We start from the raw sequence: 21,479 nt of genomic DNA on the forward strand, positions 1-21,479 counted from the left end.
GCCTGCGGCGGAACAAAGCCGGCGGAAGCGGGAACAGGGCATGCGGCAGGATAACCTTGAAGGATACAGACCAACACGGTTTGCGCCGGCCATACCTTGAACCCGCACAACACTGCGGATGCGGTGGCCGCGGGCCGTGTCTCATGACAGCAGAACGAAGAAGGTTGATTACGTGCCTACCGGCAAGGTCAAGTGGTATGACAAGGACAAGGGCTTTGGGTTCCTCGCGGGCGAAGACGGCCAGGAAGTCTTCCTGCCCAAGTCGTCACTGCCTGAGGGCGTGACAGAACTCAAGGCGGGCACCCGCGTGGAGTTCGGTGTGGCGGACGGTCGCAAGGGCGCCCAGGCCCTGGGCCTGCGCGTGCTGGACAAGACCCCGTCCATCGCCAAGGCCAAGCGTCCCAGTGCGAAGGATCTCGCGCCGCTGGTGCAGGACTTGGTGACCGTGCTGGACAACCTGTCCGGCACCCTGTCCAAGGGCAAGTACCCGGACGGCAACAAGGGCAAGGCCATTGCTGCCGCGCTGCGCAAGGTTGCCGACGAGCTGGACGTCTAAGCGCCCATGAGCCCCCAATCTGAACAGCCGGGCACGCCAGTGCAGGAGCAGGCTGCCAAGACTCCGCCCAAGCGCAAGGCAGGCGTGCCCGTGTGGCGTACGGGCAAGCCCGACGCTTTCCTGGCCGCGGCGGTCGAAACTGCCCGGGCCGCGGTGGAAGGCATTACACCCGCCGCCACCATCGGGGCGCACCTGGCAGCCAAGAGTGAGGGCGACCGCCTGGTCACGCACCTGTTCGAGTCGCGGCTGCCCGGTTACGCCGGCTGGCAGTGGTACGCGGTGCTGACCCGCAACTCGCGCTCCAAAGTGGTGACGGTCAACGAGCTTGGCCTGCTGCCGTCAGAGGATTCCATCCTGGCCCCCGAGTGGGTGCCGTGGGCCGAACGCGTGCGCCCCGAGGACGAGCAGCAGCAGGAACCGGACGAAGACGCTCCCGGAGCAGGGGTGGCCGTGGAACCGGTCGCTGTCGAGGGGGAGCCGGCTGAGGAGGCCGTCCCGGCCATTGAGGCCGGCGATGGGCCGCACGACGACGATGGACCGCAGGACGACGATGGACCGCAGGACGACGGCGGGCAACCAGGAGCCTGACGCGCCCGTCAACGTGCTGCTGCCGGAAGACCGGCCGCGGCCTGCGGAACCAACGAAAAAGGCGCCGTCCGGGACAAACCCGGGCGGCGCCGTCGTACGTTAAGGGCTGCTTACTTGCGCAGCTCGCCCACCACGAAATCGATGCTGGACAGCAGGGCTGAGACGTCGCTGGGCTCGATGGCCACGAAGGTGGCAATCCGCAGCTGGTTGCGGCCCAGCTTCCGGTAGGGCTCAGTGTCCACAATGCCGTTGGCGCGCAGGACTTTGGCCACAGCTGCGGCGTCAACCGACTCATCAAAGTCGATGGTGGCAATGACGTTGGAGCGTTCCTCCGGCTTGGCCACGAACGGGGTGGCGAACTCGGAGGCGTCAGCCCAGCTGTAGATGCGTCCGGCGGAGTCCGCGGTCCGCGCGGCCGCAAAATCAAGGCCGCCGTTGGAGTTCAGCCACTCCACCTGGGCGTTCAGTGTCACCAGCGTGGACAGCGACGGAGTGTTGTACGTCTGGTTCAGGCGGGAGTTGTCAATGGCCGTCTGCAGGTCCAGGAAGTCCGGAATCCAGCGACCGCTTTCCTTGACCCGCGCGGCCCGCTCAATGGCGGCAGGGGAGAAGAGGCCCAGCCACAGGCCGCCATCGGAGGCGAAGTTCTTCTGCGGGGCGAAGTAGTAGACATCGCTTTCCGCGACATCGACGTCCAGGCCGCCGGCTGCCGACGTGGCATCAACCAGGACCAGCGAGCCCTCGTCCGCCCCGGAAACGCGCTGGACCGGAGCGGCCACACCGGTGGAGGTCTCATTCTGCGGCCAGGCGTAGACGTCCACGCCTGCCTCGGCCCGTGCTTCCGGCCGGGTGCCCGGCTCCGACTTGACGATCGAGGAAGCTTCCAGGAACGGCGCCTTGTTGGTGGCGGCGGCAAACTTGGATCCGAACTCGCCGAAGGACAAGTGCTGGGCCTTCTTTTCCACCAGGCCGAAGCTTGCGATGTCCCAGAACGCGGTGGAGCCTCCCACGCCCAGGACCACCTCGTAGCCTTCGGGAGCGCGGAAGAACTGGCTGAGCCCTTCCCGGACTGATCCGACCAGGTTCTTGACCGGGGCCTGCCGGTGGGACGTGCCCAGGATGGTCCTGGAAGCTGCTGCCAGGGCGTCGATCTGCTCCTGCCGGACCTTTGACGGGCCGGCCCCGAACCGCCCGTCCTTGGGCAGGAGGTCGGCAGGGATCGTGATGCTGGTGTCGCTCACAGGGGCTCCAATTCGGCGGGGACGATAGCTTTGGTCCGGACGGGCGGGTCGTGGTGGCCGGCAGCCGGCGTTGGGCTGCAATACAGGCCGTCCCCATTCTGCCTGAACTGCTGTGCAGGCGGGAGTTGGCGGCGTCAAAGTCCAGACATTGAGACAGGCGGAGACCAGCGCGGCTATTCGGACAAAGTCAAAATAGGCTAAGCTTGCCCCCGGACTACCTCGCGGGAAGAGGCGATACGGTGGGACAACGCAAGGTACTGCGCTCGAGGAGCTGAGCTGGATGACGGATCTGATCGACACTACGGAGATGTACCTCAGGACCATCCTGGAGCTTGAGGAAGAAAACATCGTCGCCCTGCGGGCCCGTATCGCCGAGCGTCTGCGCCACTCCGGGCCCACAGTTTCCCAAACCATCGGCCGGATGGAACGCGACGGCCTGGTTGTCGTCTCGGGCGACAGGCACCTGGAACTCACGGACACCGGCCGCAAGCGCGCCACCGAGGTGATGCGCAAGCACCGGCTGGCCGAACGCCTTCTCGCCGACGTGATAGGGCTGGACTGGGCCTACGTCCACGACGAAGCCTGCCGTTGGGAGCACGTGATGAGCGAGCGGGTGGAGCGGCGCATCTACGAGCTGCTGGACCATCCCACCGAGTCGCCATATGGCAATCCCATTCCCGGCCTGGCCGACCTGGGCGGACAGCCTGGCCCCGGCTTCGCGGACGGCGCCGTCAGCCTGGTGGAAGCCATGAAGGCCTATGGACCGGCCTCGGGCGTCACCGTTGTCCGGCTGGCGGAGCCCATCCAGGTTGAACCGGAACTGCTGGCCCAACTCGACGAAGGCGGCATCCGGCCCGGTGCCGCCGTGGCACTGGAACGCGTGGGTGATTACATCTCCGTGCGGGTCCCGGGAATCGAAGGCGCCCTCGAACTGCCGCCCGAAGTCGCCGCGCACGTCTTCGTTGCCGTCGCCCCCTCCTGAGGCCGGCCGCATACCTTAAACCGCGCTTCCCACCAAAGATAACGGAATTGTTACCTAGGGTCTTAAGCCCCTATAGTGGAAGCGATCGTTGATACTTAAGCGTTACCTGTCCCGGAGCCGAGCTCTGCCAGCGGGACAGGTGCACGAGTCGTTACTGGCAGAGGCGGGGGAACCACAAGCGGCAGCGGGGGACTGCCTTGGGGTGAAGTCCGTCAGCAGCAAGCCTCTCCAGTGAAGGATTCTTCCGGGAATACCCCTGTGCAGAAGCTTGCCCATGACGGGCCGGGTCTTTGAACTCTCTGACCCGAATCCGACAGCTAACTCCGCAGGCTTTTCCAGAGAGGAACCCTTCTTGACCATGCAGACCTCCCGGGGCCGCCGCCGCGCGGACGGCCCTCCTGCGGTGCGGAGTGCCGAGGTTGCCGCAGTGGAGCGCCCCCGCGACCTGCACCGCGACGCGCGCCGCCGCCGGGGTCCCTTCCGGCAGATGACGGATTTCGCCGCGGCCAGCGGCATCGGCCAGAAGGCCGGCATCGCCCTTGCCGCCACCGGCCTGGTGCTGACGGTGACCGTGCCCGCAACCGGCCCCGTCATGGCTACGGATGCTGCCGGCAATACTCCCGTAGCTGCCTCCGCTGTCAGCCCTCAGCCCAGGATTTCTGCGGATATTGGCGCGCAGATCGACTTCAGCCGTTCCGCCGTGGTCACCCAGGCGGACCCCGACGGCAAGCTGAAGCAGCTCCTGAGCGCCCAGTCGGCCGGATCGGTGACGCGGGCGGCTTCTGCCGGCACCCTGGCAGCGCCCCTGGCCACCCTCACCACCGCTTCCCCCTTCGGCTACCGGGTGAGCCCGATCACCGGCGGTTCCGGCGACTTCCACCGTGGGCAGGACTTCGTGGCTCAGTGCGGAACGTCTGTCCTGGCAGCGGCAACGGGAACCGTGACCTTCGCCGGCTGGCACCAGTTCGGCGGCGGGAACCGGGTGGTCATCGATCACGGCAACGGCCTGGAGACCACCTACAACCACCTCTCATCCTTCAACGTCAAGGTGGGCCAGACGGTCTCCCGCGGGGACGTCGTCGCCCTCAGCGGCACCACCGGCGCCTCCACCGGATGCCACCTCCACTTCGAGGTGCAGGTCAACGGCGAAGTGGTCGACCCGATGGGTTGGCTGTAGCCCAAATGAGTGCGCAGTCTCAGATCACCGTGACCCGCCGTGACCTGAATGTGACATTGAAGCAAAACTGCTGTACCGTCTAACTCGCGTCAACTTTTCCGAAGTTGACGCTCTTGAGTGGATTGCCTAACTCTGCCACCGCTCAAGGTCCGTTCGCATTTCATCGTCTGGCAGGGGCGGGGGAACCAATTTTGGCCTTCATTCCATGGAGGCCTTGGGGTTAAGTCACGAGCTTTCCAGGAAAGCAAAGTGGCCGGGTGACTCCCATCCGAATCCGACAGCTCACCTCGCAGGCATTGGGAGAGGCTACCTTCGTGTCTTCACGCCATCATGCTGCGCGCCACCGTGCGCAAACGGTTCGCACCAACCCCCTGGATGCCATGTCCAAGGCCGTTAGTGCCAATGCCGGGACCGTGGGCCGCCAGGCTGCCGTTGTGGCAGCGGCATCGGGCCTCATCCTGAGCATGGGCCTGCCGGCGACGGCTGCCGACACCACTGCCGGTGTTTCTGCATCCACCGAGTCCGGCTCCGCCCAGACCGCCCTCGCTGTCACCGCCGCACCCACGGCGACGGTCTCCTTCGAGCGTCCCGTCGTCAAGACCACCGCTGCACCCAAGGTGGAAACGGTCCGCACACAGTCCACCGCTTCGGCCGACCGCGCCGCAGCAACCCAGGACGCGTCGGCCGCCAAGACTGCCGAGACTGTTTCCGCCGTGTCTTCCGCGGCAACGTCGGGAATTGCAGCCATCGCCTACACCGGCATCGGCCACTCCTACGTCTGGGGCGGCACCAGCCCCGTTACCGGCTGGGACTGCTCCGGGTTCGTTCAGTGGGTCTACGCGCAGGCCGGCATCAGCATCCCGCGCACCAACGCGTGGAGCATCATGACTCCCACCTCCACCCCCCAGCCGGGTGACCTGGTCGTCCAGAACGGCGGCGCACACGTCGGCATCTATGTCGGTAACGGCATGATGATCAGCGCACTGAACCCGTCGCAGGGCACGCTGCTCCACTCCCCGGCAGCCACCGGTTCATCCTCGTACTACCACTACGGAAACTAGTTCTTGGGCTCCATGCTCCAAGGGCTATTTCTTTACCCACAGCTTTTTCGCTAGATCACATCCCCGTTCGGGACGCGCCGGCGTACCCCCAAGATGCCGGCGCGTCCAACCTTCCCTGCCTGCCTACAAGCGGACCAGGGGAAACACGAAAGAGAGAACTGATGACGACACGTGCTACCGCGCGCCACCGTGCCGAGGTCACCAAAACCAACTCGATCGCTGTCATTGCCAAAGCGGTCAGCGACAACGCCGGCGGCATGGGCCGCCAGGCCGCAGTTATCGCCGCTGCCTCCGGTCTGGTCCTGACCAGCGGCATCGCAGCCAACGCTGCCGACGCCAACGTCAAGCGGGACTCCGCTCCGGCCTCCGCACTGGAAGTTGAATCCGCCGTCGACGCCCCGATCTCCGCGGCGTCCACCATTGCCATCAGCTACGAAAAGCCTGCCGTGACCACCACGCCGGCTCCCGTGGCCGAGCCTGAGCCCCAGGTCGAGGTCCAGGAAGCAGCTCCCGCGGCCCAGCCCGTTGCTGCTCCCAAGGTCACGGCGAAGGTTGCCACCGCCGCCGCTCCCGCCGCCCCCGCCGCGCAGGCATCGGCCAGTGGCAAGGGTGCTGCGATCCTTTCCGCCGCTTACGCCCAGCTTGGCGTCATGCAGGACTGCACCATGCTGGTCACCAACTCCCTGGCAGCCGTAGGAATCCACTTCCACGACTGGCCCGCCGGCTACCTCTCTTTGGGCCGCACGGTCAGTGCAGCCGAAGCGCAGCCCGGTGACCTTATCTACTACGCCGACGGCGGCGCAGGCATGGCGCACATCGCTGTTTACGCCGGCAACGGCATGGCGGTCCACGGCGGCTACAACGGAAACCAGACTGTGGTCTTCAGCGCCAACGTCGGTTCCGGCCCCGTTTTCATCCGCGTCAACTAAGCTGCCGTGGGCCGGTGCACCGTGTGTGCCGCCGGTCGGTAAGCCGGAAAGGACCCCGCCACGCCTGGCCGGGGTCCTTTCTGTTTAGTCAACGGGGGCTCGCGCGCCGCCGTCGAGGGTAGCCGCCGGTTTTGCCGTCCAGGGGCGGCGATTACCTGATATTGCACTTCTTTGTTTACTCTTGTCATGTCGATCCATAGCCCGGACATGCCGAGGGCAGCCGGCCCTCGTGCCCCTGACGGGTGCGGCCGTGAAGAGGTAAGTGCATGCGCACTCTCGTTCTGAATGCTGGATATGAACCGCTGGCGGTTGTGACTTTCCGCCGGGCGCTGGTGCTTGTGCTCGCGGGCAAGGCGAGCGTGGTGGCCGAGGGTGACGACCCCGTGGTGGGCCCCACTGATGTGCTGGGCCGTCCGTCCGTGATCCTCCTCAACCGCTACATCAGGCCCCGGTACAACCACTCCACGGCCGTCAGCCGGCGGGGAGTGCTTCGGCGGGATGGGCATAAGTGCGCCTATTGCGGCAAGGCGGCCCACACCATCGACCACGTGCACCCCAAGTCGCGGGGCGGCGCCGATTCGTGGGAAAACCTGGTGGCCGCCTGCCTGCGGTGCAACAACGTCAAAGGGGACCATACGCCCGCGGAGATGGGTTGGACCCTGCGTTTCGTCCCGGAGCCGCCGCATGGAACGATCTGGCAGATCAAGGAACTCGAGAAGCCAACGCCAGCGTGGGATCCCTTCCTTCTTCCGGAGCGGGCTGCCTGACCCAGCCCGGCCTGTCCTCCCGCCGGATTCGGCGCTGCCGGCCCTGCCTGTCGCTAGGCTGGGGTCATGCAAGCGAACACGTTGGCGTTTGATGCCCTGATCCTGGCCGGCGGCCGGTCTTCACGGCTGGGAGGGGTGCCCAAGCAAACCCTCGTCTTCCGCGGCAAGACTCTCCTGGAATGGGCTCTTGCCGCTGCGTCCGGGGCATGGCGCACTGTCGTTGTTGGTGACGCCGGCCTCCTCGGGGTCACCGCGGCGCCAGTGCCGGGGACTGCGCCTCCGGCCGCGGTCCTTTCCTGCCGGGAAGAGCCGCCGTTCTCCGGTCCCGCCGCTGCCATCGCCGCCGGATTGGAAACCCTGGCCAATAACGGTGGTGGTTCGCCGGTCACGCTCGTGCTGGCCTGTGACATGCCGTTGTCCGCCCAGGCCGTGGCCGCCCTGCGGCACGCCCTGGCTGCGACCCCGGTGGAAGCCGCCCGCGTGCGCAGTGTCATGGCCGCTGCCGAAGACGGGAGGCCGCAGCCGTTGGCCGCTTTTTACAACACAGCTGAGTTAACACATGCCTGCCGGGAGCTCGCCGCCCGGAACGCGCTGGCCAACGGCTCTGTCCGGGCGCTCCTTGCTAATCTGGACGTGCAGCTTGTCACAGTCCCCGCCGGGTCCACCTCCGATGTGGATACCTGGGATGACGCTGCTGCGCTGGGGATGGCCGCCGGAAACCAGCGCGGAAGGCAGGACCGGCGCACGGGCGACACTAACGTGGGAGGCAATTCGTGAAAAGCCAGGACGAAACGCTGGAAGAGTGGTGCCGGGCCCTGCTCCAGGCGTACAAGCTGGAAAATGTCCAGGTCGACGTCAACGCTGTGCTCTCCCTTGCCGGCGTTGCCGCCCACTCCGTGGTCCGGCCGGCCGCGCCGCTCACCACCTTCATTGCAGGCTTTGCCGCGGGCCTGGCCGCGGCCCCGGGCAGGGAGATGGACGCCGCCGCGATGGACGCAGCGCTGGCCGTCGCCCGTTCCCTGGCACAGGACTACGGCACTGAAACCGCCGGGACTCCCGGCGAATGACCGCAGAACCCCATAGTGTTCCGCATGCACCACCGCGCAGCGAAGGGGAGGTGCTGACCGCCCGGACGCCACAGGACACAGCCGGACACGTCGGCGTGGTGGGCGGGGCAGGTACATCTGCCCAACACTCCGGTCCCGGGATGGACGACACCGGTCCTTCCGCCGGAGGGCAGGGCGGCACCGGCCATCACGATGCGGCCCACACCTGGGCAGAGGCCCGGCAGGTGGCATACGACTCCGCCACTCCCATCCCGCCCGGTCCCGTGGCGCTCCGGCTGGCGCTGGGCCGGAAACTTGACCGGGACATCGTGGCTCTTCAGGACATGCCCCACTATGCGTCCTCGGCCATGGACGGCTGGGTGGTTAACGGAAGCGGCCCGTGGATCCCGGTGGAGCCGGGAGTCCGGCTGGCGCCGCACCAGGCCAGTCCCATCGCCACCGGCGGACTTATTCCTCCCGGCGGCAAGGCCGTCCTGCGCACGGAAAGCGCCGTGCTTGGCCGGGACGACGAGGGGCTTCCCGTCCTGCTGACCGGAGGCAAGGCGCGTCCCGGAGAACCCCGCGCCGGCGAGCACATCAGGAAAGCCGGTGAGGAGGCCCTGGAAGGCGATGTCCTGGTGCAGGCAGGGGTGAAGCTCAACCCGGCACACCTGGCACTGGCGGCGCTGGCCGGCCACGACGAAGTGCAGGTCCAGGGCAAACCCGTGGTCCGTCTGGTGCTGACCGGATCGGAGGTGGTGGAACAGGGCAGGCCCGCCCCCGGCCAGGTACGGGACACGTTCGGGCCGCAGTTGCCGGACGTCGTCGCCATGCTGGGTGGAATCCCAGGGGGCCGGCAGAGGATCGGCGACTCCTACGCCGAGTGGCTCGCGGCACTCGAAGACGTGCTCCCCGACGTGCCGGACGCACCCGACCTGCCGGCCGACGTCGTTATTACCACCGGGGGCACCGGGCGTTCGGGAACAGACCACCTCCGGCGTGCGGTCGCCGAACTGGGCGGCCGGCTCATCATCGACGGCGTGGCCATGCGCCCGGGCCATCCCGCAGTCCTGGCAGAACTTCCGGACGGGCGGTTTGTCCTCGGACTTCCCGGCAACCCGCTGGCGGCCATGATGGCACTTTCCACCATGGGTGGCCCCCTCCTTGCCGCGCTGGGGCACGGGGCCATGCCGCCGGTGCAGGAAGTGCCCTGCGGAACAATGATCGAACCCGACCCCGGCCGGACCCGGCTCATGCCCTTCCGGTTGCTTTACGGCATGGCGTCCCCGGCGCAGCATACGGGCCCGGGAATGATGCGCGGACTGGCCGCCGCCGACGGGGTGCTGGTGGTACCCCCGCATGGCGTGCAGCTGGGCGAGCCGGTGCCGGCTTTTGCCCTGCCGTGGGGACCGCCCCTGCCGCAGCCCGGGGACGGGGCACCCAAGGCAAAACCGCGCAGCAACCCCCGCGCCGGCCAGCCCAAAGCGAAGCCGGCATCCGGCGGCCCGGTGGACTGGAGTGCGCTCCTGGGCTGAGGCGGGGCCCCATGGTGCCATGATGGAGTTATGAACAGGCAGGGTGGAACATGGGACGCGTAACCCAGCGCCGCAAGGTGCACAAGTATGTCCTGGATGGTTCGCCCGGTGCCCTCGAGTACCCGGTCCGCCACCGCGAGGACGTCCTGGCGGTAGAGGAGCCGCTGGAAATCCGGCTGGGCAGGCTTTCCTATTCGGTCACCATGCGCACGCCCGGGGACGACTTCGACCTGGTGGCCGGCTTCCTGGTGTCGGAAGGGGTCATTTGGGCTCCCGAACACCTGGTGTCCCTGCGGTTCTGCGCCGGAGAAGACGAAAACGGCGTCCAAACGTTCAACGTGGTGGAGGCGCAGCTGCGGCCGGACGTCCCGGTTCCGGACACCGGCCGCAAGGTCTACACGTCCAGTTCCTGCGGCATTTGCGGAACAGACTCCATCGAGGCGGTCCAAAAGTCCTCCCATCACAGCCCCGCAGCTGACCCCCTCACAGTGGACGCGGAGGTACTGGCCTCCCTGCCCGGGCTGCTCAGAAAGTCCCAGCGCCTCTTTGATGACACCGGCGGAGTCCACGCGGCGGGCCTGTTCAAAATTGACGACGACGGCGAGCCCCGCCTGCTGTGCCTGCGGGAGGATGTGGGCCGGCACAATGCCGTGGACAAAGTGGTGGGCTGGGCGCTGCGTGAAGGCCTCCTGCCACTGGCCGGCACCGTTCTCCAGGTGTCGGGAAGGGCGTCCTTCGAACTGGTTCAAAAGGCATCCCTGGCAGGGATTCCCATCCTGGCGGCCGTGAGCGCCCCGTCGAGCCTCGCCGTGGAGCTGGCAGAGGCGAACGGACTCACCGTGGCTGGATTCAGCCGCGGAACAAGCTTCAACGTCTACGCCGGTGATGCCCGCATCCGTCGGCCGGCCGCGGTGCCCATCAGTTAGCTGCGCCCATGGCCGACGTATGTTCGTTTTCCGCGGGGGGTTGGTTGCCGGGCAGGCGGCGGGTAGATTTGTCCATCGAATGGACGCAATGATCCAGTTCCGAGCCTAAAAGAGGACCTATATTGCATGACGACCGGACCATCACGGAAGTCCGACTGGCCAGGTTTGTGCGTGAACGCATTGCTCCTGCCATTTACGCCAGGACGGTCCCGCTTTCCCTGAGCAGTTGGGATGTCCCCGACGAACCGGTCCCAGCGCTCGAAGCGATGCGGCAGGAGTTCCAGCCGCAGGAACACGGTGCCGCCTGGGGCCGCCCCTGGGGCACCACCTGGCTCCGGTTGCAGGGCGAGGTGCCCGAATCATGGGGAAGTGGCCCCGACACCGCGGTGGAGGTGGTGGTGGACCTGGGATTCACCACGGAAGCGCCAGGATTCCAATGCGAGGGGATCGCATGGCGCCCGGACGGCAGCATCATCAAGGCAATCTCACCCCGCAACCAGTACATTCCGCTGAAGCTGCTGGGCACCGGCATGGCAGTGGACTTCTACGTGGAGGCTGCCGCAAATCCGGACATGGCCCAGGGGTGGACCTTCGCGCCCACTCCGCTGGGCGACAAGGAGACTGCCGGGGGAGCGCCGCAGTACCGGCTGGGAACCATCGCCATTGCTGAACTCAACCAGTGCGTATGGGAGCTTCAGCAGGATGTCTGGACGTTGGCTGGACTCATGGAACAGTTGCCGCCGGAGCTGCCGCGCCGCCATGAGATCCTCCGCGCCCTTGAGCACATGATGGATGTGATGGATCCGGATGACGTTGCGGGCACCGCTGCAGCGGGCCGGGAAGCGTTGGCAACGGTCCTGTCGCGGCCCGCCTATGCGTCGGCGCACCAGCTGGTTGCCACCGGGCACGCGCACATCGATTCGGCCTGGCTCTGGCCGGTGCGGGAAACCATCCGCAAATGCGCCAGGACCTTCTCCAACGTGGTGGCGCTCATGGATGAAGACCCCGATTTCGTCTTCTCCTGCTCCTCTGCCCAGCAACTAGCTTGGATCAAGGAGTTCTACCCCGAGTTGTTCAGCCGGATCCGGGAGAAGGTCCAGGCGGGCCAGTTCGTTCCCGTAGGCGGCATGTGGGTGGAATCCGATACCAACATGCCCGGCGGCGAAGCCATGGCCCGGCAGTTCGTCGAGGGCAAAGGCTTCTTCCTGGCGGAATTCGGTGTTGAGTGCAGGGAAGCATGGCTGCCGGATTCCTTCGGCTACAGCGCTGCGCTGCCGCAGATCGTGAAGTCCGCCGGCAGCCGCTGGTTCCTCACCCAGAAGATTTCCTGGAACCAGACCAACAGGATGCCCCACCACACCTTCAACTGGGAGGGGATCGACGGAACGCGGCTGTTTACCCACTTCCCGCCGGTGGACACCTACAACTCGGACCTCAGTGGACGGGACCTGGCCCACGCCGAACGCAACTACCGGGACCACGGCCGGGGCACGGTGTCGCTGGTACCGTTCGGCTTCGGTGACGGCGGCGGTGGCCCCACCCGCGAGATGCTCGCCGCTGCTGCCCGCACGGCAGACCTGGAAGGATCGCCGAAAGTCAGGATCGGCTCCGCGGAGAGCTTCTTCCGACAGGCCGAGGCAGAGTACCCGGCACTGCCGGTCTGGGTGGGCGAGATGTACCTGGAGCTGCACCGCGGCACGTACACCAGCCAGGCCCGGACCAAGAAGGGCAATCGCCGCAGCGAACATCTGCTGCGTGAAGCCGAGCTGTGGTGCGCTACGGCAGCGGTCCGCGCAAGGGGCGGGTTCGAATACCCCGCGGCCGAACTCAGGCGCCTCTGGCAGCTGGTGCTGCTGCAGCAGTTCCATGACATCCTTCCCGGCAGCTCCATAGCCTGGGTCCACAAGGACGCCGAGCGGAACTACCAGGCCGTCGAGGCCGCCCTGGAGTCCCTGATCAGCCAGGCTGCCACTGCCCTGCTGGGCTCCGGCGACCGCCAGTTCCTGCTCAACACCGCTCCGCACACCCGTGACGGCGTCCCGGCGCTGGCGGCGGGGGAGCCTGCACCGCACCCGGCACCGGCACAGGCAACGCAGCGCGACGGCGGGTACCTCCTGGACAACGGGATCATCAGCGCCCTAGTGGACGCCGACGGCCTGCTTGCCTCGCTGCGCGACCACGCCACCGGCCGCGAAGCCATCGCACCCGGCCAGCGGGGCAACCTGCTGGAACTGCACCGGGACACACCCAACGAGTGGGATGCGTGGGACATCGACGAGTTCTACCGGCGCAACGTCACTCCGCTGGTCCATGCCGAGTCGGTCAGCCTTACCAGCGACGACGGCAAGGCCGTGGTGGAGGTGGAACGGCGCGTGGGCATGTCCACGCTGACCCAGCGCATCACCCTCGCTCCCGGCAGTCCTTCGCTGGAAATTTCCACCTCCGTGGACTGGCAGGAGCGCGAGAAGCTGCTCAAGCTGGGCTTCGCCCTCGACGTCAAGGCGGACCGATCAGCCGCCGAAACGCAGTTTGGCCATGTCTTCCGGCCCACCCACACCAACACCTCATGGGAGGCTGCCAAGTTTGAGATCTGCGCCCACCGCTGGATCCACGTCGGCGAACCGGGCTACGGGGTTGCGTTGTCCAACTCCTCCACCTACGGCCATGATGTAGGCAGGAGCGTCAGGGAGTCCGACGGCGGAACCACCACCACGGTGCGTCTGTCCCTGCTGCGGGCGCCCAAGTTTCCGGACCCCGACGCCGACCGCGGCCGCCACGAGCTGACGGTGACCATCCGTCCCGGCGCGAGTATCGCCGACGCGGTCCAGGAAGGCTACCGCACCAACCTTGCACCCCGCGTGGTCAGCGGCGCAGCTCCGGTGGAGCCGCTTTTCTCCGTCAGCAATCCCGCGTTGGTCATTGAAGCGGTGAAGCTGGCACAGGATGGCTCGGGCGACGTTGTGGTCCGGCTCTACGAGTCGCTCGGGGAGCGTTCGGCGGGCAGCATTACAGCTCAATTCCCGGTGAGCAGGGTTCTGGTGACCGATCTTCTGGAGCGTCCCTCCGAGGCTCCAGGAGTGGTTGCGGGCGGCCGGGGTGCCGACCTCTCGCTCAGGCCGTTCCAGCTGGTAACACTGCGTTTCGTCCGCGGGTGAGAGCCAAGAGAAACTGACAGGGGCCCTTAAACAGGCTGAGTGGGGGCGGTCCCCAACGATCCGCCACCACTCATCCCCCCAATGTGTGCGAAGGCCCCCGGAGCTGCCCGCGTTCCAGAATTTATCCCCGTTCGAAAACGCTCGGCGGCCCCGCCTTCACACATTCATGATTGTTTCACATTCTAATGATTTTGTGAAAGCCGGAAAGGTTACTTTTCGGTAGATTTCCTGCGCGGTCCAACGGTCCTGCCATTAACCACCTTGGCAACCCAGATCAGGGCCAGCCCAATGACGAAGCAGAGCACCGCCGTGTAGTTGATGATGAATTCGATGGATCCCATAGTGGGCGGGATAACCGGAAAAAGTAGTGTGAGCCCAACGGCTACTCCGCCCAAAGCCAGCAGGGCCGCTGCGATGCGCACCAGGATGGGGAGCCGCTCCCGCACGGCCCGAACCATGGAGGGCACCAGGACCAAGGTGACATAGGCGGGGTAGGCCCTGCCTGCGGCGCCATAATATTCGACGAGCGCGAAATTACGGTCGTCCTTCGCGGACACGGCCTGGAGCCCCGCGGAGGATCCCTCCGTGTCCATGGAAAAGAACAGGGCGACCAATACGGCCGAGACTGCAAACAGGACGATTATGCCTGTCTTCCCCGTAATCAGGCGGTAGGCGCCGTCGGCACCAAATCCTTTGGCGATTCGGATGCCCATGAAGAAGATGGCACCGAAGATCACGAAGCGCAGCAGCAGGTTGGCGAGGTTAATTCCGCCCAGCGCCTGGTCGATCACCAGGTACGGGCCCTTGATGCTCAACAGGATCGCCAGTGTCATTGAAGCGAAGATGCCGAAAAGGGAGCGGTTCTCACCCCGGAGGGTGCTGGGGATCCGCGCGGCGGCAACCAACGCGCATATCGCCAGCGTGCTCCATTGAAGTGTCTCGATCATCCCAGGTTCTCCCAAATCTTGTCTGTCTGCGCTTGGTCCTGCTCCTGGCGGCGCAGCACTTTGCCCATTGCCTGGAGCCGGTCTCCGGCAAGGGCGGTTAATTCTCCGTCGGAAAGGCTGTCCAGCGCGGCCTGCCGCGCACCGGGCGGCCAGCCGGCCTCCTCCTCCGTCACAACCCCCGTGGCCACCAGGCCGCCGGCCGGTCCCACTCCCGCTGCCATCGCCGTTGCCACGGCCAGCTCGGGGGACAGCCGGTTGGCGGTCAACTGGGCGGAATAGTTCTGCGGGGCCACGCCGGTGGCTGTCGACACCCGGTGCCGGAGTTCGCCGTCATCAATTGCGTCCACCCAGTTCTTCACCGAGGTGGGGTGCGGGGCGAAACTGAGGGCTGGAGCGGCGCCGCCCTGTCCCGGTTCCATGGCAGGCCGGACCAGAAGTGCCCGGAGAAGGTCTGCGGTGGAAATCTGGCTCACCAACTCGTTCCTGGTGGGCGGCGGCGGCGGTCCTGCCAGGACGTTGAAGGCCTCGAACCCTGCCAACGCGGTGACCGGATTGATGTTGTAGGCGCGGCTGATGCTGACCACCGTGCTGACGGAGACCTTGCCCCGCACCAGCTGCTGTGCCAGTGTGGTGCGCTTGATCCCGGAGACCCGGCAGACATCCGCGGTGCTGGCATCGGGCGCGATGCTTTGCAGCCAGCGCTGGAACGCCTTGGCGGGAATGGTCATGGGGGACTCTCTGCATAACGGGAGGGGTGTGACCGAGTTTACCGTGCCTGTCCGGCACCGGCCGTGCCGGCGATTTTGCCCGTGATGCAGGTTCGTCTATAGTTGATGGTCGAGCCCGTTGGTCCGTACACCCCCCAAGTCCGGACCAGCGGGTTCTTCTATGTCCTGCAGCCCCAGCGGCGCCGCGGCCCTTCCTGCCGCCTCTGCCGGCCGTCAACGGCTGCCCGGGCAGCGGCGAAAGGACCAACCGATGACTGCAACCCTCGTTGCCAAGGACCTCTCCGGCGGCCACGGCCACCGCACGCTATTTTCCGGGCTGTCGCTGACGGTGGCTCCCGGCGATGTGGTGGGCGTGGTGGGCGCCAACGGGGCCGGGAAGTCCACGCTGCTGCGCCTGCTCGCCGGCGTGGACCAGCCACAGCAGGGCTCGGTCAGCCTTGCCCCCTCGGACGCCTTTGTCGGCTGGCTGCCCCAGGAGCACGAGCGCGTCCCCGGTGAGACAGTAGCCGCCTACATTGCGCGCCGGACCGGCTGCGCGGACGCAACCGCCGAGATGGAATCCACCGCTGAAGCGCTGGGCTCCGGGGCTCCGGGCGCTGACGATGCCTACTCCAGGGCCTTCGACCGCTGGATGGCCTCCGGCGCTGCCGACCTGGATGAACGCATCCCGGCCGTCCTCTCGGACCTTGGCCTGGACGCCGGCCCCGATGCGATGATGACCGGTCTCTCCGGCGGCCAGGCTGCCCGGGTGGCCCTCGCTGCGCTCCTGCTGAGCCGGTTCGACGTCGTACTGCTCGATGAGCCCACGAATGACCTCGACCTTGCCGGCCTGGCCACCTTGGAAAACTTTGTGCAGGGGCTGCGCGGCGGGGTGGTGCTGGTCAGCCATGACCGCGAATTCCTGGCCCGGTGCGTCACCCGCGTGGTGGAGCTGGACCTGGCCCAGAACAGCGTGGCGGTGTACGACGGCGGCTACGACGCCTTCCTGGAGGAGCGGGCCGTAGCCCGGCGGCATGCCCGCGAAAAGTTTGAGGAATTCGCGGCCACGAAGGCGGACCTGGTGTCCCGTGCCCGCACGCAGCGTGAATGGAGCTCCCAGGGCGTCCGGAACGCGATGAAGAAGAACCCGGATAACGACAAGATCCGGCGCGCCGCCAGTACCGAGTCGTCGGAGAAGCAGGCGCAGAAAGTCCGGCAGATGGAGTCCCGCATCGCCCGGCTGGATGTGGTGGAGGAGCCGCGGAAAGAGTGGCAGCTCCAGTTCACCATCGGCCAGGCACCGCGGTCCAGCGCCGTCGTCGCCACCTTGCGGAACGCCGTGGCACGGCAGGGTGCTTTCACGCTGGGACCGGTCAACCTCCAGCTCAACGGAGGCGAGCGGGTGGGCATCACCGGCCCGAACGGGGCCGGCAAGTCCACCCTGCTGCGCCTGCTGCTGGGCACCCAGGCGCCGGACGACGGCGACGCGTCCGTCGGGGCTTCGGTCGCCGTCGGCGAGATTGACCAGGCACGCGGGATGCTCGACGGCGGCCTGCCGCTGGGCGACGCGGTCGAGGCCGTGCTGGTGGACTGGACCGGCGCCGATGTCCGCACGCTCCTGGCGAAGTTCGGCCTCAAGGCGGACCACACGTCGCGGACCGTGGATTCCCTCTCGCCGGGGGAACGGACGCGGGCCGCCCTGGCCCTGCTCCAGGCGCGGGGCGTGAACCTGCTGGTGCTGGATGAGCCCACCAACCACCTCGACCTGCCGGCCATCGAGCAGCTGGAAGAAGCCCTGGAAAGCTACGATGGCGCCCTGCTGCTGGTCACCCACGACCGCCGCCTGCTGGAAAACGTCAGACTCGACTATCGGTGGCACTTGGACAACGGCACGGTCCAGGAACTCCACCACACTGCAAGCCAGGAGAAGTAACCATGAGCATGGACCGCGTGGCCTGGAGTTCGCTCTACAACATCAGCACCGCAAAGAGCGCCTCCAAGCCGTTTTCCAAAGAGACCCTGAAGCGGGTGCTGGCCTTCGCCGCACCGCACAAGGGCAAGCTGATCGCCTTCGTGCTGTCCTCCATTGCGGCTGCCTTCCTGGCCGTCGCCACTCCGGTGCTCGCCGGCCAGGTGGTTGATGCCATCATCGCCAAGGCTGCCGCCGGAACGGTCATCTGGCTGGCGGTGCTGATCGCCATCGTGGCCGTGGGCGAGGCCGGGGTGGGCCTGCTGACCCGCTGGCTCTCCTCCACCATTGGCGAAGGCGTCATCGTGGACCTGCGCACCCGCGTGTTCGACCACGTCCAGCGCATGCCCATCGCCTTCTTCACCCGGACCCGCACCGGCGCGCTGGTCAGCCGGCTCAACAACGACGTCATCGGCGCGCAGTCCGCCTTCGCCGGAACCTTGTCCGGCGTGGTGAGCAACTCCGTGGCGCTGGCCCTGACACTGGCCGTGATGCTCAATACGTCCTGGCTGGTGACAGTCCTCGCCATGGTGCTGCTGCCGATTTTCCTGATTCCCGCCCGCCGCATGGGCTCGAAACTGGCAGACCTGCGCCGCGAAGCCGCCGCGCACAACGCTGCCATGGGAACCCAGATGACCGAGCGGTTCTCGGCCCCGGGCGCCACGCTGGTCAAGCTGTTTGGCCGGCCGGACGAGGAATCCCGTGAATTTGCTGCCCGCGCGGGACGGGTCCGGGACATCGGCGTCCGGATGGCGATGCTGCAGTTCACCTTCGTGACCGCCCTGACGCTGGTGTCCGCGCTCGCGCTCGCCCTGGTCTATGGCCTGGGTGGCTGGCTCGCCCTGGGTGGCCAGCTCGCCCCGGGCGACGTGGTGGTCCTGGCGTTGCTGCTGACCCGGCTCTATGCCCCGCTCACGGCGCTGTCCAACGCCCGGGTTGAAGTCATGAGCGCGCTGGTCAGCTTCGAACGGGTCTTTGAAATCCTGGACCTGAAACCGCTCATCCAGCAGAAGCCTGATGCCGTGCCGGTCCCCGCCGGTCCGGTGTCCGTTGAGTTCGACAACGTCCGCTTCGCGTACCCGTCCGCGGACAAGGTATCGCTGGCGTCGCTCGAGGAGGTCTCCACCCTGGACACCCGGGGCGGCGAGGAAGTCCTCCACGGGGTCAGTTTCCGGGTGGAGCCTGGCCAGACCGTCGCCCTGGTGGGCTCTTCAGGGGCCGGCAAGTCCACCATTGCACAGCTGCTGTCCCGGCTGTACGACGTCGACTCCGGCGCCGTGCGGCTGGGTGGCACCACCCCGGGGGCCGGGCTGGACGTACGGGACGCCACCTTCGATTCGCTGCGGGACACCCTGGGCATGGTGACCCAGGACGGCCACCTGTTCCACGAAACCATCGCCTCCAACCTGAGGCTGGCCCGGCCCGATGCCACCGAGGAGGACATGTGGGACGTCCTGCGCCAGGCGCGACTGGAAACCATGATCCGGTCGCTCCCCGACGGGCTGGAGACCGTGGTGGGGGAGCGCGGCTACCGGCTTTCCGGCGGTGAACGCCAGCGGTTGACCATCGCCCGGCTCCTGATTGCCCAGCCCCGCGTCGTCATCCTCGACGAGGCAACCGCCGCGCTGGACTCCACGAACGAAGCCGCTGTGCAGGCAGCCCTGGGCGCTGCGCTCGAGGGCCGGACCGCCGTCGTGATTGCGCACCGGCTTTCCACCGTCCGTGCCGCCGACGCCATCCTGGTGGTGGAGGACGGCCGGATCGTGGAGCGCGGAACCCACACCGAACTCCTGGCCGCGGGAGGCCGCTACGCCGAGCTTTACCGGACGCAGTTTGCCGAGGCCACCGCGGTGGCGGAGGAAGCCGTTCCGGAGTTCTAGGGTCCGGACTGCGTGGCCTGTGCCGCCAGCAGAGGCAGGATGTGGTCCGTCAGCAGCGGGGCGAGGTCCCGGGGGAGGGGCGAACCCTTGGCCGGCCCGCTGAAGTCCAGCCAGCGGATCTCGGCGATTTCGGCCGCCGGGGTGGCCTGCCACGTCCCCGGGGCGGTGAAGACGGTGGCTTCAATATCGGTGGCCGCCTCGTTCGCGGCGTCGGCGATCCAGACTCCCAGCAGTTCAAGCTCCTGGGGCCTGACCACGATGCCCACCTCTTCGGCGAGTTCCCGGGCGGCGGCCTGGACGGCCGTTTCGCCGGGCTCGGGCTTGCCGCCCGGGTGCATGAACATGTCGGTGCCGCGTTTGCGCACGGTCAGAAGCCGACCGGCATCATCGAACACGCAGACGGCGGAGACCACGATCCGGTCCCTCATCCGGCCATCCTCGCCAGGTGGGATGTGAGCAGCAGGTCTTTGCGCGGGCCGGTCACGTCCCAGCTGTAGCTGAAAGCGTCCGGGCCCTCCCACAGGTAGGACACCCGGTAGGTGTCGGGGTCGCACCAGTGGGCGTCCCGGCTGGCGTCCGGGGTGAAACCCATGCGGTGGAACGGCCTGCCGTCGGGAAAGAACACGTCCAGCGCATCCGGCCGTACCGCGGGTTTCAGGAGGTAGTCACGTGAGGCGGGTCCGGTGAAGGTAGGCCAGCGCATGGTGCCTTCCTCATGAAGGGTCAGGCCGCCGTCGTCCGTGGGGGTGAAAAGCACGACGCCGGTAAAGGCCCCGCGCGTGCCGTCCGACCTGTCCAGCAGGTTGCGCTCCACCCGCCAGCGGCCCGCGGGCAACGGCTGCCCGGCGTTGCTGCCCAGGAGGTAGTCGCGGAGGCTGGGCTCCGGCAAAGGAGAGTTCAAGTGCCCTCGATTGGAATCGAACCAACGACACCGGCTTTAGGAGAGCCGTGCTCTATCCACTGAGCTACGAGGGCTGGCATCCGGGGGTTCGGCGGGGCCGGTCCGTCCGGACACGGTTACAAGCATACAAGGTACCGGCGCGTACTACGCTCAAGGCATGAGTCCAGCCCCAACTGCCACTCCCGCCGCAGCCTTCATCCCGAACGTTGCGTCCACCCGGCAGTACATCGGCGCCTGGGCGGTGCTGAGCGTGCTGCAGTACTTCTTTGCGGAGGCCGCCGTGGCGATGGCCTGGGCCGGACCCCGTCCCTATGACCTGCGGACCGGATACATCAGTGACCTGGGCGCGTTGAGTTGTGGAATCTATGCCGGCCGGGAGGTGTGCTCGCCGCTCAACTGGCTGATGAACGCATCGTTCGTGGTCCAGGGCCTCGGGCTGCTGCTGGGGGCGGTGCTGCTGACCTCCGGGCTGCTGCGCGTGGCGGGCCGGCCCGGGACGCGCGTGGACTGGGGCCGCAGGAAACCGTGGATCGCGGCGACTGCGGTCCGGCTGCTCACAGGCGTTGCGGGGGCCGGAACGGTGGTGGTGGGACTGGTCCCTGAGGATGTCGGCTCGCCGTGGCATTACGCGGGCGCCGTAGCGTATTTCCTCACCGGTGGCGCTGCCCTGCTGGTGCTTGGGCTGCTCTGGCTCCGGAAAACGGGAATGGCGTGGTTCCTCCTTGCCTGCGGCAGTGTGTCGCTGGCCGCGCTTGCCACCGGTGGCCTGACGCACATGATGGTTCCCGAGCCTGGCACCCTGGAACGGCTGATGGGTTATCCGGTCACCGTGGGAATGGCTGCCGCCGGGCTGGTCATTGCCAGCCGGGTGCACCGGCACCGGAAGCAGGTGAGGGCTGCGGCCCGCGCTGTTGCCCTGGCCGTCCACAATGGAGCTTCCCGCAGATAGGCCCCAATGGTCGCCAGCTGGATGGCTTTGCGATTCTTGACCATAAATTGAGCCCTTTTCAGCCCTCGGCCGGCTGGGTTGAGGCCTAGGCTTGCGCCATGTCGATGCCGTCTGCGGCCTCGCCGGTGGGGGACCGGTCCCAGCACCGTCGTTTGGCTGGCTC

The 21,479-nt window shown here is 67.0% G+C and carries 20 protein-coding genes, 1 tRNA gene and 2 riboswitches; of the genes, 15 read left to right on the forward strand and 6 right to left on the reverse strand.

Annotated elements, in window-relative coordinates; genetic code table 11:
- Positions 1 to 172 precede the first annotated feature (172 nt).
- Together RM50_RS07645 and RM50_RS07650 are read left to right on the forward strand one after the other, a co-directional pair.
- Complete coding sequence (locus RM50_RS07645) at positions 173 to 556, forward strand: cold-shock protein (RefSeq protein ID WP_018762148.1); 384 nt, start codon at positions 173 to 175, stop codon at positions 554 to 556.
- A 6-nt stretch (positions 557 to 562) separates the two neighbouring features.
- Positions 563 to 1,144, forward strand: coding sequence for a DUF3027 domain-containing protein (locus RM50_RS07650; RefSeq protein ID WP_052260039.1), 582 nt, complete (start codon positions 563 to 565; stop codon positions 1,142 to 1,144).
- A 110-nt stretch (positions 1,145 to 1,254) separates the two neighbouring features.
- On the opposite strand, the gene serC is transcribed toward RM50_RS07650, so the two are convergent.
- Positions 1,255 to 2,385 carry a phosphoserine transaminase gene (gene serC / locus RM50_RS07655; protein ID WP_043451439.1) on the reverse strand — a complete coding sequence of 377 codons (1,131 nt, stop codon included), beginning with the start codon at positions 2,383 to 2,385 and terminating at the stop codon, positions 1,255 to 1,257.
- 280 nt (positions 2,386 to 2,665) lie between these two features.
- Between serC and RM50_RS07660 the strand changes: the two genes are divergently transcribed.
- From RM50_RS07660 to RM50_RS07705, 10 genes are all read left to right on the forward strand, one after another.
- A complete protein-coding gene (locus RM50_RS07660; protein ID WP_043451441.1) occupies positions 2,666 to 3,367 on the forward strand; it encodes a metal-dependent transcriptional regulator in 702 nt (233 codons plus the stop codon).
- Positions 3,368 to 3,503: 136 nt separating this feature from the next.
- Positions 3,504 to 3,715, forward strand: a riboswitch (cyclic di-AMP (ydaO/yuaA leader).
- A gap of 10 nt (positions 3,716 to 3,725) precedes the next feature.
- On the forward strand, positions 3,726 to 4,544 hold the full coding sequence (locus RM50_RS07665) for a M23 family metallopeptidase (RefSeq protein ID WP_082007017.1): 819 nt from the start codon (positions 3,726 to 3,728) through the stop codon (positions 4,542 to 4,544).
- A gap of 129 nt (positions 4,545 to 4,673) precedes the next feature.
- Positions 4,674 to 4,854, forward strand: a riboswitch (cyclic di-AMP (ydaO/yuaA leader).
- Positions 4,855 to 4,924: 70 nt separating this feature from the next.
- The gene (locus RM50_RS07670) at positions 4,925 to 5,605 is read left to right on the forward strand and encodes a C40 family peptidase (RefSeq protein WP_043451445.1); all 681 of its coding nucleotides are present in this window, start codon (positions 4,925 to 4,927) and stop codon (positions 5,603 to 5,605) included.
- Positions 5,606 to 5,766: 161 nt separating this feature from the next.
- The gene (locus RM50_RS07675) at positions 5,767 to 6,534 is read left to right on the forward strand and encodes an NlpC/P60 family protein (RefSeq protein ID WP_043451447.1); all 768 of its coding nucleotides are present in this window, start codon (positions 5,767 to 5,769) and stop codon (positions 6,532 to 6,534) included.
- A gap of 266 nt (positions 6,535 to 6,800) precedes the next feature.
- Positions 6,801 to 7,301, forward strand: a complete 501-nt coding sequence (locus tag RM50_RS07680; RefSeq protein ID WP_043451450.1) for an HNH endonuclease — start codon at positions 6,801 to 6,803, stop codon at positions 7,299 to 7,301.
- Between the two features lie 66 nt (positions 7,302 to 7,367).
- Positions 7,368 to 8,078 carry a molybdenum cofactor guanylyltransferase gene (mobA, locus tag RM50_RS07685; protein WP_240471907.1) on the forward strand — a complete coding sequence of 237 codons (711 nt, stop codon included), beginning with the start codon at positions 7,368 to 7,370 and terminating at the stop codon, positions 8,076 to 8,078.
- Entirely contained in the window at positions 8,075 to 8,368 is a 294-nt protein-coding gene (locus tag RM50_RS20850; protein ID WP_043451452.1) for a DUF6457 domain-containing protein, read from the forward strand. Before mobA ends, RM50_RS20850 begins: the two co-directional genes overlap by 4 nt.
- Positions 8,365 to 9,882, forward strand: coding sequence for a molybdopterin molybdotransferase MoeA (locus RM50_RS07695; protein ID WP_043451455.1), 1,518 nt, complete (start codon positions 8,365 to 8,367; stop codon positions 9,880 to 9,882). Before RM50_RS20850 ends, RM50_RS07695 begins: the two co-directional genes overlap by 4 nt.
- 50 nt (positions 9,883 to 9,932) lie before the next feature.
- Complete coding sequence (gene fdhD / locus RM50_RS07700) at positions 9,933 to 10,808, forward strand: formate dehydrogenase accessory sulfurtransferase FdhD (protein WP_043451456.1); 876 nt, start codon at positions 9,933 to 9,935, stop codon at positions 10,806 to 10,808.
- Positions 10,809 to 10,930: 122 nt separating this feature from the next.
- Positions 10,931 to 13,963: an alpha-mannosidase gene (locus tag RM50_RS07705; RefSeq protein ID WP_043451458.1), complete on the forward strand. Its 3,033-nt coding sequence runs from the start codon at positions 10,931 to 10,933 to the stop codon at positions 13,961 to 13,963.
- Between the two features lie 209 nt (positions 13,964 to 14,172).
- Here the strand turns inward: RM50_RS07705 and RM50_RS07710 are convergent, their stop codons facing one another.
- Together RM50_RS07710 and RM50_RS07715 are read right to left on the reverse strand one after the other, a co-directional pair.
- Positions 14,173 to 14,910: a hypothetical protein gene (locus tag RM50_RS07710; RefSeq protein WP_043451460.1), complete on the reverse strand. Its 738-nt coding sequence runs from the start codon at positions 14,908 to 14,910 to the stop codon at positions 14,173 to 14,175.
- Positions 14,907 to 15,638: a hypothetical protein gene (locus RM50_RS07715; RefSeq protein ID WP_043451463.1), complete on the reverse strand. Its 732-nt coding sequence runs from the start codon at positions 15,636 to 15,638 to the stop codon at positions 14,907 to 14,909. The genes RM50_RS07710 and RM50_RS07715 overlap by 4 nt, the downstream gene beginning before the upstream one ends.
- 250 nt (positions 15,639 to 15,888) lie before the next feature.
- On the opposite strand from RM50_RS07715, the gene RM50_RS07720 reads away from it, so the two are divergent.
- The gene (locus tag RM50_RS07720) at positions 15,889 to 17,550 is read left to right on the forward strand and encodes an ABC-F family ATP-binding cassette domain-containing protein (protein ID WP_043451464.1); all 1,662 of its coding nucleotides are present in this window, start codon (positions 15,889 to 15,891) and stop codon (positions 17,548 to 17,550) included.
- Positions 17,551 to 17,552: 2 nt separating this feature from the next.
- Positions 17,553 to 19,466: an ABC transporter ATP-binding protein gene (locus tag RM50_RS07725; protein WP_043451465.1), complete on the forward strand. Its 1,914-nt coding sequence runs from the start codon at positions 17,553 to 17,555 to the stop codon at positions 19,464 to 19,466.
- On the opposite strand, the gene RM50_RS07730 is transcribed toward RM50_RS07725, so the two are convergent.
- The 3 genes from RM50_RS07730 to RM50_RS07740 form a co-directional block, all read right to left on the reverse strand.
- The gene (locus tag RM50_RS07730) at positions 19,463 to 19,894 is read right to left on the reverse strand and encodes an NUDIX hydrolase (RefSeq protein ID WP_043451466.1); all 432 of its coding nucleotides are present in this window, start codon (positions 19,892 to 19,894) and stop codon (positions 19,463 to 19,465) included. The genes RM50_RS07725 and RM50_RS07730 overlap by 4 nt on opposite strands.
- Positions 19,891 to 20,367: a DUF6314 family protein gene (locus tag RM50_RS07735; protein WP_430929397.1), complete on the reverse strand. Its 477-nt coding sequence runs from the start codon at positions 20,365 to 20,367 to the stop codon at positions 19,891 to 19,893. The genes RM50_RS07730 and RM50_RS07735 overlap by 4 nt, the downstream gene beginning before the upstream one ends.
- Before the next feature lies 1 nt (position 20,368).
- Positions 20,369 to 20,441: transfer RNA gene (locus RM50_RS07740), tRNA-Arg, on the reverse strand.
- An 83-nt stretch (positions 20,442 to 20,524) separates the two neighbouring features.
- Here RM50_RS07740 and RM50_RS07745 point away from each other — a divergent pair.
- Complete coding sequence (locus RM50_RS07745; RefSeq protein WP_043451467.1) at positions 20,525 to 21,316, forward strand: DUF998 domain-containing protein; 792 nt, start codon at positions 20,525 to 20,527, stop codon at positions 21,314 to 21,316.
- The last annotated feature ends 163 nt before the right edge of the window (positions 21,317 to 21,479 follow it).

The organism is Pseudarthrobacter phenanthrenivorans (assembly GCF_000813845.1).
GTDB lineage: Bacteria > Actinomycetota > Actinomycetes > Actinomycetales > Micrococcaceae > Arthrobacter > Arthrobacter phenanthrenivorans_B.

Excerpts from the sequence above, each read along its gene's own strand:
- RM50_RS07650 (WP_052260039.1), top strand. The coding sequence starts at position 563 with ATGAGCCCCCAATCTGAACAGCCGGGCACGCCAGTGCAGGAGCAGGCT.
- RM50_RS07660 (WP_043451441.1), top strand. The coding sequence starts at position 2,666 with ATGACGGATCTGATCGACACTACGGAGATGTACCTCAGGACCATCCTG.
- RM50_RS07665 (WP_082007017.1), top strand. The coding sequence starts at position 3,726 with ATGCAGACCTCCCGGGGCCGCCGCCGCGCGGACGGCCCTCCTGCGGTG.
- RM50_RS07670 (WP_043451445.1), top strand. The coding sequence starts at position 4,925 with ATGTCCAAGGCCGTTAGTGCCAATGCCGGGACCGTGGGCCGCCAGGCT.
- RM50_RS07675 (WP_043451447.1), top strand. The coding sequence starts at position 5,767 with ATGACGACACGTGCTACCGCGCGCCACCGTGCCGAGGTCACCAAAACC.
- RM50_RS07680 (WP_043451450.1), top strand. The coding sequence starts at position 6,801 with ATGCGCACTCTCGTTCTGAATGCTGGATATGAACCGCTGGCGGTTGTG.
- mobA (WP_240471907.1), top strand. The coding sequence starts at position 7,368 with ATGCAAGCGAACACGTTGGCGTTTGATGCCCTGATCCTGGCCGGCGGC.
- RM50_RS07695 (WP_043451455.1), top strand. The coding sequence starts at position 8,365 with ATGACCGCAGAACCCCATAGTGTTCCGCATGCACCACCGCGCAGCGAA.
- fdhD (WP_043451456.1), top strand. The coding sequence starts at position 9,933 with ATGGGACGCGTAACCCAGCGCCGCAAGGTGCACAAGTATGTCCTGGAT.
- RM50_RS07710 (WP_043451460.1), bottom strand. The coding sequence starts at position 14,910 with ATGATCGAGACACTTCAATGGAGCACGCTGGCGATATGCGCGTTGGTT.
- RM50_RS07715 (WP_043451463.1), bottom strand. The coding sequence starts at position 15,638 with ATGACCATTCCCGCCAAGGCGTTCCAGCGCTGGCTGCAAAGCATCGCG.
- RM50_RS07720 (WP_043451464.1), top strand. The coding sequence starts at position 15,889 with ATGACTGCAACCCTCGTTGCCAAGGACCTCTCCGGCGGCCACGGCCAC.
- RM50_RS07725 (WP_043451465.1), top strand. The coding sequence starts at position 17,553 with ATGAGCATGGACCGCGTGGCCTGGAGTTCGCTCTACAACATCAGCACC.
- RM50_RS07730 (WP_043451466.1), bottom strand. The coding sequence starts at position 19,894 with ATGAGGGACCGGATCGTGGTCTCCGCCGTCTGCGTGTTCGATGATGCC.
- RM50_RS07745 (WP_043451467.1), top strand. The coding sequence starts at position 20,525 with ATGAGTCCAGCCCCAACTGCCACTCCCGCCGCAGCCTTCATCCCGAAC.